Annotated in this window: 9 protein-coding genes; 6 read left to right on the top strand and 3 right to left on the bottom strand. The window is 44.6% G+C overall.

All coding sequences use genetic code 11. The features are described from left to right. Positions 1–265: 265 nt before the first annotated feature. Positions 266–424 carry a hypothetical protein gene (locus tag ACFFGT_RS19325; protein ID WP_377024155.1) on the bottom strand — a complete coding sequence of 53 codons (159 nt, stop codon included), beginning with the start codon at positions 422–424 and terminating at the stop codon, positions 266–268. 383 nt (positions 425–807) lie between these two features. Between ACFFGT_RS19325 and ACFFGT_RS19320 the strand changes: the two genes are divergently transcribed. The 5 genes from ACFFGT_RS19320 (at position 808) to ACFFGT_RS19300 (ending at position 6,318) form a co-directional block, all read left to right on the top strand. After that, positions 808–3,261, top strand: a complete 2,454-nt coding sequence (locus tag ACFFGT_RS19320; protein WP_377024154.1) for a TonB-dependent receptor — start codon at positions 808–810, stop codon at positions 3,259–3,261. A 53-nt stretch (positions 3,262–3,314) separates the two neighbouring features. Next, a complete protein-coding gene (gene pnuC / locus ACFFGT_RS19315) occupies positions 3,315–3,941 on the top strand; it encodes a nicotinamide riboside transporter PnuC (RefSeq protein ID WP_377024153.1) in 627 nt (208 codons plus the stop codon). A gap of 137 nt (positions 3,942–4,078) precedes the next feature. After that, positions 4,079–4,585 carry an RNA polymerase sigma factor gene (locus tag ACFFGT_RS19310; RefSeq protein WP_377024152.1) on the top strand — a complete coding sequence of 169 codons (507 nt, stop codon included), beginning with the start codon at positions 4,079–4,081 and terminating at the stop codon, positions 4,583–4,585. Further along, positions 4,575–5,204: a hypothetical protein gene (locus tag ACFFGT_RS19305; protein WP_377024151.1), complete on the top strand. Its 630-nt coding sequence runs from the start codon at positions 4,575–4,577 to the stop codon at positions 5,202–5,204. The genes ACFFGT_RS19310 and ACFFGT_RS19305 overlap by 11 nt, the downstream gene beginning before the upstream one ends. A 28-nt stretch (positions 5,205–5,232) precedes the next feature. Then, positions 5,233–6,318 (top strand): acyl-CoA dehydrogenase family protein, encoded by a 1,086-nt coding sequence (locus tag ACFFGT_RS19300; RefSeq protein ID WP_377024150.1) that lies wholly within the window; start codon positions 5,233–5,235, stop codon positions 6,316–6,318. 22 nt (positions 6,319–6,340) lie between these two features. Here ACFFGT_RS19300 and ACFFGT_RS19295 read toward each other — a convergent pair whose 3' ends face one another. Together ACFFGT_RS19295 and ACFFGT_RS19290 are read right to left on the bottom strand one after the other, a co-directional pair. Next, positions 6,341–6,655 carry a low molecular weight protein tyrosine phosphatase family protein gene (locus ACFFGT_RS19295; protein ID WP_377024149.1) on the bottom strand — a complete coding sequence of 105 codons (315 nt, stop codon included), beginning with the start codon at positions 6,653–6,655 and terminating at the stop codon, positions 6,341–6,343. Positions 6,656–6,835: 180 nt separating this feature from the next. Next, positions 6,836–7,375: a YfiT family bacillithiol transferase gene (locus ACFFGT_RS19290; protein ID WP_377024148.1), complete on the bottom strand. Its 540-nt coding sequence runs from the start codon at positions 7,373–7,375 to the stop codon at positions 6,836–6,838. Between the two features lie 90 nt (positions 7,376–7,465). Here ACFFGT_RS19290 and ACFFGT_RS19285 point away from each other — a divergent pair, with 90 nt between their 5' ends. Further along, complete coding sequence (locus ACFFGT_RS19285) at positions 7,466–9,295, top strand: FAD-dependent oxidoreductase (protein WP_377024147.1); 1,830 nt, start codon at positions 7,466–7,468, stop codon at positions 9,293–9,295. Positions 9,296–9,653 lie beyond the last annotated feature (358 nt).

The following is a 9,653-nucleotide window of genomic DNA, read 5'->3' as shown; positions in this document are numbered from 1 at the left end:
TGAGGCTATATCTAACGCTCAACATGCTCAAGGCTGTTTGGGATTGCTGTGCTCTCACTCTTTTCACTCATAAAATCATTACAATAATATTAAATGTAAACATAGGAGGGATTGCAGTGAAAAGCCCGGAGCGTGTGCCGGGTTTGTGTGCGGGCAAAGCGAGGACTTGTAACGGAAAGCCCGGGTCGCAGGCAACGCCCATGTTATAAAACAGAAAAAATACACATAGTAATCAATAACTTACAATCGCGTCATTATAAGATTTTTATTTTTTATCGGTTACGTCAAGGCATTGATTGATTAGAATATTGGCTTCCCGGTTCGTCAAATAATAGCCATTTTCAATTTGGCCGATACCGTCTTGTACGGCCATCACTTCCTGCTCATCTAATCTATAAACATCATTCAACTCTTCTTCGTTCATTTTTAATTGCGATTTTATCAAAAATAAGCATCAATGCTTACAAATCCGAAATCCAACGTCCCATTTCCCAAATCAAATCCTATCTTTGCCCCAATATAATTCTCAAGGGGTGCCTTGCTTTGGTTGCAAAACAAACTGCAGATTGTTTTACCAAACTGAAAGACAGGCTGAGATCATACCCAGGTTGCCCCTCCGCCCCCTAAAGGGGGAGTACTGAAAACTAAAGAACAACTTTAGGACTATTTACTCCCCCTTCAGGGGGGCGGGGGGCGACCACACCTGATCCGGATAATGCCGGCGTAGGGAAAGGTAAATAAGTTAAGTGTACTGCCGCTTTACCCTGGCGTGCAGATGGTTTAACTCAATTTTTTGTTTTACACATTTTGAAAAATTTATTCGTGGCTGTTATGGCCCTGCTGTTGCCTGTCATGGCATCAGCCCAAGTTTCCATTTGGGGGAAAGTAACCAACCAGACCGGCGAAGCACTGCCCGGCGCATCTATCACTATTTTAAACCCGCAGCAAAGCACCGTTACCGATGCTGCAGGTAAGTACCGCTTTAATAATTTAAAAAGCGGCAATTACACGCTAAAAATCAGCTATGTAGGCTATAAACAGGTAGTTGTAACTACAGCAGTCGGTGCCGATAAAATCCTTGATTTTACATTGAGCTTAGGTAATTTAACTGCCGATGAAGTTACGGTAACCGCCACCCGTGCTGGCAAAAACTCGCCTACGGCCTTTACCAATCTTAGCAAAAAAGATCTCGAAAAAAACAACTTCGGTCAGGATTTGCCTTACCTGCTTAACCAAACACCATCGGTTGTCATTAGCTCTGATGCCGGTACTGGTATAGGCTATACCGGGATCCGCATCCGCGGATCGGATGCATCGCGTATTAACGTAACCGTTAACGGTATTCCATTAAATGACGCCGAAAGCCAGGGCTCATACTTTGTGGATCTGCCCGATTTTGCATCGTCTATTAATAACCTGCAAATTCAGCGCGGTGTGGGTACTTCAACCAACGGCGCGGGCGCTTTTGGCGGTAGTATCAACGTGCAAACCGCCACCCGCAGGGATACCGCTTATGCCCAGCTTGATAATTCGGCAGGTTCATACGGTTCATTAAAAAACACGGTGAGTATGGGTACCGGACTGCTCGGCGGCAGGTTCAGTTTTGACGGTCGCTTATCGCGTATCCGGTCCGACGGATATATCGCCCGTGCATCAGCCCGCCTTAAATCCTTTTTTGTGAGCGGCGCTTATTATGGTGATAACAGCACTTTGAGGCTTAACGTATTCTCGGGCCACGAACGTACTTACCAGGCCTGGAATGGCGTAGCCGATTATGTGATAGGTGATGATACCCGCCCGGATAACCGAACCTACAATGAACTGGGCTATATGGGTAACAACGCGTTTTATAAAGACGAGGTTGACGACTATCTGCAAAACCACTACCAGTTATTATACGATAAAAAGTTTTCGGATAAGCTGTCATTTAGCGGGGCACTGCACTATACCCATGGCGAGGGTTATTACGAGGAATACAAAAAGGATGATGACGTAAGCAATTATGGTTTATCGCCGGTTATTTATGGTACCGATACCATTAAGACCACCAACCTGGTACGCCGTCAATGGCTCAATAATGATTTTTATGGTGTTACCTACGCTTTGAAATATCAGCCAACCACTAAGCTGAACCTGAACCTTGGCGGTGCATATAACCAATACAAGGGTGCGCACTATGGCAATATTATATCGAGCGAAGAAAGCATTGGTGTTGGGCCTAATTATGAGTACTACCGCGACAATGCCAAAAAGAACGATTTTAACATTTTTGGCAGGGCAGAGTGGCATGTAGATAAATTTTTGCTTTATGCCGATATGCAGTATCGCCATATTTATTATTCATTTTTTGGCATCGACAAAAACCTGCAAAACGCCCAGCAGGCGGCCGAACTGAATTTCTTTAATCCTAAAGCAGGCGTTACTTACCAGTTTAATGAACGTAGTAATATTTATGCCTCCTTTGCGGTAGGCAACCACGAGCCCAACCGCGATGATTATGTGAACTCGCCGCCACAAAACCGGCCTAAACCAGAAAATCTGAAAGATTTTGAGGCCGGCTACCGTCTTAGCACCCCAATTTTCAGCGGAGAGATCAACGCCTTTTATATGTTATATAAAAACCAGCTGGTGTTAACCGGAGCGCTTAATGATGTAGGCGGAGCGGTACGTACCAACGTTAAAGATAGCTACCGTGCAGGTTTGGAATTTAGCGGAAAGGTAAAAATCACCGGTCAGCTAAATTGGGGTGTTACTGCAACCCTCAGCACTAATAAGATCAAAAACTATCACCAGTTTTTATCCAACTATGATGACGGTACACTGGTTGAGGAAACATTTGCCAAAACCGATATCGCCTACTCACCTTCACTTACCGGTTCAAGCGTGATCAGTTACAGCCCGGTCAAGGGCGGGGAAATTGCCTTCATTACAAAATATGTAAGCAAGCAATATCTTGATAATACCATGAACCGCAACCCGAATGGTTTTGGCATTGCGCCCGATAATGCCGCCAATCCTTACGCTGCCAACCGTTTGCTGAACAGCTTTTTTGTGAACGATGTAAGACTGAGGTACAGCTTTAGCATCCGGTCGGTTAAAAACATAACTGTTGGCCTGCAGGTTAACAATATTTTTAGCGAGAAGTACGAAAGTAACGGCGCCACCTACCCGGATATTGAAAGCGGACATGTAATTAATTACAACTATTACTTCCCACAAGCGCCAAGAAACTTTATGGCTTCGCTGAGCCTGGGATTTTAAATGAACACTGATTTTTACGCGTTAGATCGAATTTTACAAATTAAAATTAGGATATGAATCATTGGCTTCAGCTGTTCATTGAACAAATAAAGGAAACCACCTGGCTGCAATGGCTTGCCGTTGCGCTGGGCGTTACCGAAGTATTACTGGCCCGTGTAAATAATATATGGTTGTACCCCGCAGGCATTTTGGGTACAACCATATCCATCTACCTGCTAATGGATGTACACCTGTACGCCGAATCGGTACTGAACGGGTACTATGTGGTAATGAGTGTTTACGGCTGGATTTATTGGGTGAAAAAACGCAACGAGCCACCGGTAAAAATCACCTACTCCACTAAAAACGAATGGATAATAAGTTTAGCTATAAGCATTGTGGGCTGGGTAGTATTTTATTACATGATCAAAAACCTGCCGGCTAAATACTTTACCCCATCAAACGTGCCCGGTTGGGATGCTTTGGTATCATCAACTGCCTGGGCAGGCATGTGGCTGCTGGCACGTCGCAAAATGGAAAACTGGATCTTTTTGAATATCTCCAACTTTTTTGCAGTACCGCTGCTGTTTTACAAACATCTGCCCATGTTTGGTATGCTTACCATTTTCCTGTTCATTGTAGCTATATGGGGCTATTTTGAGTGGAAAAAGCAGGTGGAGAGAGGTCAGCTGAAAGCTTAAGGCTGAAAGCAAAAAGCTCAAGCATTGAACAAGAAAAAAGCTTTCGGCCTTCGGCTTTAAGCTTTCAGCTCAAAAATTGTAACTTATTTTCATAACGGATACTTATTGTATGTTAAGCAAACAATAACACAATTAAGGTGAATACCAGGGAGAGCCATTTCATGCAGCTGATCAATCAGAACAAAGGGATCCTGTTCAATATCTGCCGCATTTATATGGATGATCCGGCCGATCGCGACGATCTGCTACAGGAAATGACGCTTCAGCTTTGGCGGGGTTTTGATTCTTTTAAAGGCGAAAGCAAGTTTAGTTCATGGATGTATCGGGTGGCGCTCAATACGGCCATCGTTTTTTTCAAAAAGCAAAAACGCCGGCCCGATAGTGAGCAGATGCCCGAAGGCTTTGAACATCCTGAAGAACAAAGCAACGCCGGTGAAAAAGAAGAGCAGCTTGCTCTGTTTTATAAGGCTGTGCAGCAGCTCAGCAAGGTTGAAAAGGCATTGATATTCCTGTACATGGAAAATCAATCATCCGAGGAGATTGCCACCAGTTTGGGGATCACACCTGTTAATGTGCGTGTAAGGCTTAACCGTGTTAAAACAAAATTGAAAGACATAGTTAATACTTTAAGTTATGAACATTGACGATTTAAAAGATGCCTGGAACAACGACGAACCACAAGGCATGCACCTCCCTATGGATACACAAACCTTAGGTAAAACAAACTCGGTGATTGATAAAGTACGCTCCAATATGAAATCGGAATTTATTGCGACTATAGTGGCATACCCATTTTTGCTTTGGTATCTGATCTGCTATCACCGGTCATCGTTTTTCTTTAACCTGGCGATAATTCTGTTCTTTACCATCCTGATATTGAACGCTTATTTTTACGCGCGCTTTTATGTGTTCTACAAATCGATAGCCAAATATGATTTTAGCATCAGGGAAAGCCTCCGCAAAATAACGTACGAACTCGAACTCAACACCGAGATTTACAAAACTTATAACTTTTGCGTAACGCCCTTAGCCATATTGCTTGTAGCGGCACTTTTTGGTAGTCAGTCTGTTTCAAAATACATTTTGCAGATACTTACATCCGATGCTTTTTTATCATCTGGCGGTGTGTTGTGGTTTGTTCTTAGTGCTATTGTTAGCATAATAATAACCTATGCCATCCACGTTTATTACATTAAATCGCTTTATGGCAAACATATAGCCGAGCTTAAACAAATAATTGACGACCTGGGCAGCGAAACTTAAGCTACCCGGTTGTTTTGATCAAACAAACATGCATCCATCAAAAAACTTAAAACCCGAATGGGTTAATATAATCCGGGCTGCAGCCCCCGAAGCCGAACAGGCAAGCAAACTGCAGCCCGCTCAGCTGGAACTTATTTATGAGCAGGGCTGGTTTAAATTTTTAGTACCGCAGGCATACTCCGGCTTACAATTAGCCTTGCCCCAAATGGTAAGGCTTGAAGAAAGCCTGGCATGGGCCAACGGCAGCCTGGGTTGGGTGGTAACGCTTTGCGCAGGCGCGGGCTGGTTTGGTGGTTTTTTAGATGCCGGACTGGCAGCGGAAATTATGGCTAACCCGCAATTATGCCTGGCCGGGAGCGGCGCATCAACCGGTACTGCCACTATTACCGGCGATGGCTACACTATTAATGGCACCTGGAAATATGCCAGCGGTGCACATCATGCTACCCATATTACAGCAAATTGCATCATTAAAAACGGCGGTGAAACTGTTTTGAATAATGAGGGAGAGCCGTTGATATTGCCTTTTATTTTTGATAAGAAAGATGTGCGTGTTTTTCCGGCCTGGAAATATGTGGGTATGATGGCCACCGGAAGCGATGCCTATGAAGTAAAAGACCTTTATGTTGATAAGAACCGTTGTTTTAAGATCGATCCGCAGTATACAGTTGTAAACGAGCCTTTATACCGCTACCCGTTTTTACAATTAGCCGAAGCAACACTGGCCGCTAATCTTTCGGGCATGGCGGTTCATTTTCTTGACCTCTGCGGGCCTGCATTTGAGGAACGAATGAAAAACCCGCGGTTAACCGGCACTCAAAAAGAGTATATCAAACAATTACTGGCCGATAAAATAAATTTACTCAATGAAACCCGCGCTGAATTTTATGGGGCTGTAGATAATTCATGGAACAGCTTTGAATTGGATGGTGCGGATGGGTTACAGAGAGTAAGCTCAATGAGCCGTAAACTGGCCAAAGTTTCCCGGGAAAGCGTGGATAAGCTTTATACTTATTGTGGTCTGTCGGCTGCAAATCCGGATACGGAGATAAACCAGGTATGGCGGGATCTTCATACAGCAGGGCAGCACTCACTGTTAACATTTGAATCGTAAGAGAACGATTACTGTAGTCTGGTTAAAGATATTCGCTTAGCTCGTTTCTTAAAATAGCTATCAGTTCAGGATCATTGAACTGGTAATTATCTTCAATGTCAAGCACAATAAGTGGTTTGCCATTGGTGTTGAAACGTTGCTTCAGCAGTTCTTTATGCTTCTGCTCCATAGCGAAGATGATATCGGCACGGTCAATCATTTTTTGATTTACCCTAACCCGCGCCTTATCACTCGTACCAGCCGACGAAGCTTTATGCTCAGGATGGTTCCTGAATAAAGCCTCGGCCGTAGGGCTGCGCCATTGATTTTTACTGCAGATAAAGAGGAGGTTGGGCATATATTCTCAGTTATTTAAAGAACATGTCATTGCGAGCGTAGCGTGGCAATCTCGTAGCCAATGCATGACCGCTCTGTATAGATACGAGATTGCCACGTCGCGCCCAATGCTCATTGCCGTTTCGCTCCTCGCAATGACATGAATTTATTAGAGCATACATTGTTAAAAAACTTTCGGCTTTTAGCTCACCTTTACAAACTTCTTTATCGTTTCGGTTACATGGGCCAAATGGTGGTTGCTGTGCCAGGCGTACGTAGCAAGGCCTTTTTTTAACGATATGGTTTCGCCCGATGCCGGGTGCACGAATGTGCGCGCCCATTCATTTTCGGTAAAGCTTTCAAACAAGGCCACAAAATGCTGATGAATGCCTTCAAGCATTTTTAACGATGGCTCAACCGGAAGGCGGTAATCGGGCAGCAGCGCCCAGTCGCCCTCTTCATATGGTTTTATGATTGGGTTGTTTTCGGTAAGAGCAAGTTTAAAGCGGGTGATGGAGTTCATGTGGCTATCTGCCAAATGATGGATCACCTGGCGCAATGTCCAGCCGCCGGTGCGGTATGGGGTATCCAGTTCCTGGTAATTAAGGCCGGTAATGGCATGCCTCAGCTTCCCCGGCAGGGTGGCAATATCCTCAATCCAGCCGCGCATATCTTCGGTAGTGTACGAAGCCGGGGGCGCAAACCTCCCGATAGGGTATTTCATTTGTTCGTCTGTCATCATAAATGTTAAAAAAATTTAAATTAGGTATTATTTTATAGTACCACAAGCTTTTGCCCTATTTTAGCGTTCTGTAGATTGTTAATTTAACTGATGATAAAAAAGCTTCTGGCTGTACTTTTAGTTTTTAACTGTACGCTCTCCTTTGCACAAACCATTAAAACCGACATATTAGTAATAGGCGGAGGCGCAAGCGGAACAGCGGCAGCCATACAGGGCGCACGGAGCAAACTAAAAACCATGCTGATTGAAGAAGGCCCATGGCTGGGTGGCAGTATGACGGCTGGCGGTATGTGCATAGTTGACGGCAACCGCAATTTACCAACAGGCATCTGGGGCGAATTCAGGCACCGGGTAAGGGATTTTTACAGCAAAACTCCAGGCTACGATACAGCTTATAATGCAGCATTAAGATTTGAACCTTATACCGGGGCGGCCATCCTCAAAAAAATAACCGATACGGTAAAAAACCTCACTGTAAAACTGAATACCCCATTTACAGGTATAAAAAAAGATGGTACCGGCTGGGATGTAAGTATCTCTCTCGACGGAAAAACCGCCACCATAAAAGCCAAAGTAGTAATTGACGCCACCGAAACCGGGGATGTGGCAGCCAAAGCGGGCGAAGCCTTTGTTTATGGTTTTGAGAGTAAGAAGCAAACTACCGAGGCAATGGCGCCTGATACTGAATCGCCCCAATTGCAGGACCTCAGCTGGATTGCTATTTTTAAAGATTTTGGTGCTGCTGCCGATAAAACTATTCCCAAACCCGAGGGCTATGATGCCGCGGAATACGGCTGCCTTAAAGGGAAAAATATTAAACAAATGCTCAGCGATGGCAGGCTGCCCAATGATAAATACATAATCAAGTGGACCGAATGCGGAAACCAGTTCCCTGTTACCCCTGATAATTTAAAGCCTGAAAACCGGGATGCGTTTTATGCAAAAGCACGCCTGCATACTTTAGGTTTGATATATTATTTACAAACCGAACTGGGTTATAAAAACCTGGGTTTGGATGAGGGTTTTACCACGCCCGATCATTTACCTTATCTCCCCTACTTGCGTGAGGCCGGGCGTGCAACAAAAGGACTGGTAAGGATGATGCTGGATGATATATACAAGCCTTACAACCGCGAATCAAAACTTTACCGTACTGCCATTGCCGTTGGCGATGCTTATCCGGGGCAGCATTATACGGATGCGGGCGCTCCGAAAGTTAATTATCCGCCCTTTCCGGCATATGGTGTGCCGTTGGGCGCTATTGTACTGAAAGACCTGGATAATTTACTGGTAACGGAGAAGGCCATGTCGGTAACGCACCTGGTAAATGCCAGTACCATGTACCCATCGGTACAAATGGCCATTGGGCAGGGGGCCGGGGCAACAGCTGCTTTTTGCGCCTTTTTTAAAACTACTACGCAAAACTTGGATGTGCGGAAAATCCAGGTTGAACTGCTCGACTTTAAAGCCTGGATCATGCCTTTTGCCGATATCAAACCAACCGATCCATATTTCAGGGCGATCCAACAGGTAGGCGCTTCCGGATTATTAAAAGGAGTACAAAAAGCAGATGGTAATACCGCGCTCTTGCTGTTTCAGCCCGATTCATTAGTAGCGACTGCCGAAATAAAACCCATACTGGAAGAAACCTATACCCGCGGTTTTTTATGGTTCAATAAGGAAAAACCCGGTGCGGTGTTTACGGTTGGTAACCTGCTGTCGTTTATCAGCGAAACTACGCTAACAGATCCGCACACGCTGGAAATTGCTATGCAAAAGGCATGGAAGGAGCAATATAAATTTGGCTCCGCATTTGATATGAAGCGCCCTGTAACCCGCCGCGAGTTTGCCATACTGGCCAACAGGTTTTTTAACCCTTTTGCGCGTTCGGTGGATATTGCAGGGAGGATGGTAAATTAAGAGGGCTTTGTCTATTCTTTCCCTTTTTTCGTGTTGTCACCACAGCTGTTAACTTAAGGTGAAAACTGAGCGATTGTGCGATTCCCTCCCCTGGATGCTACTGTTTGTACACATCTTGTCAATGAATATGAATAAATAAAACCGAATGTCATTTCGACGAACCTGTTTGGGAATGTGCGGACGCGGTGAGGAGAAATCTTATACGCCCTGTACCTTGCTTACGGCTCTACAGGGCGTATAAGATCGTATGCATGAAATAGTTAAAGAAGAGTTCTTGAAAGAAAGGTTGTAGATTAAAGTGAAAACTAAGAACAAACACTTTAAATCAAGAACTCATGAAACAAGTTACACAATTAGA

This window comes from Mucilaginibacter angelicae (genome assembly GCF_042434235.1).
GTDB lineage: Bacteria > Bacteroidota > Bacteroidia > Sphingobacteriales > Sphingobacteriaceae > Mucilaginibacter > Mucilaginibacter angelicae.
Note: the sequence above shows the minus strand (reverse complement) of the source record. Positions and strands in the feature narration are given on the sequence as shown.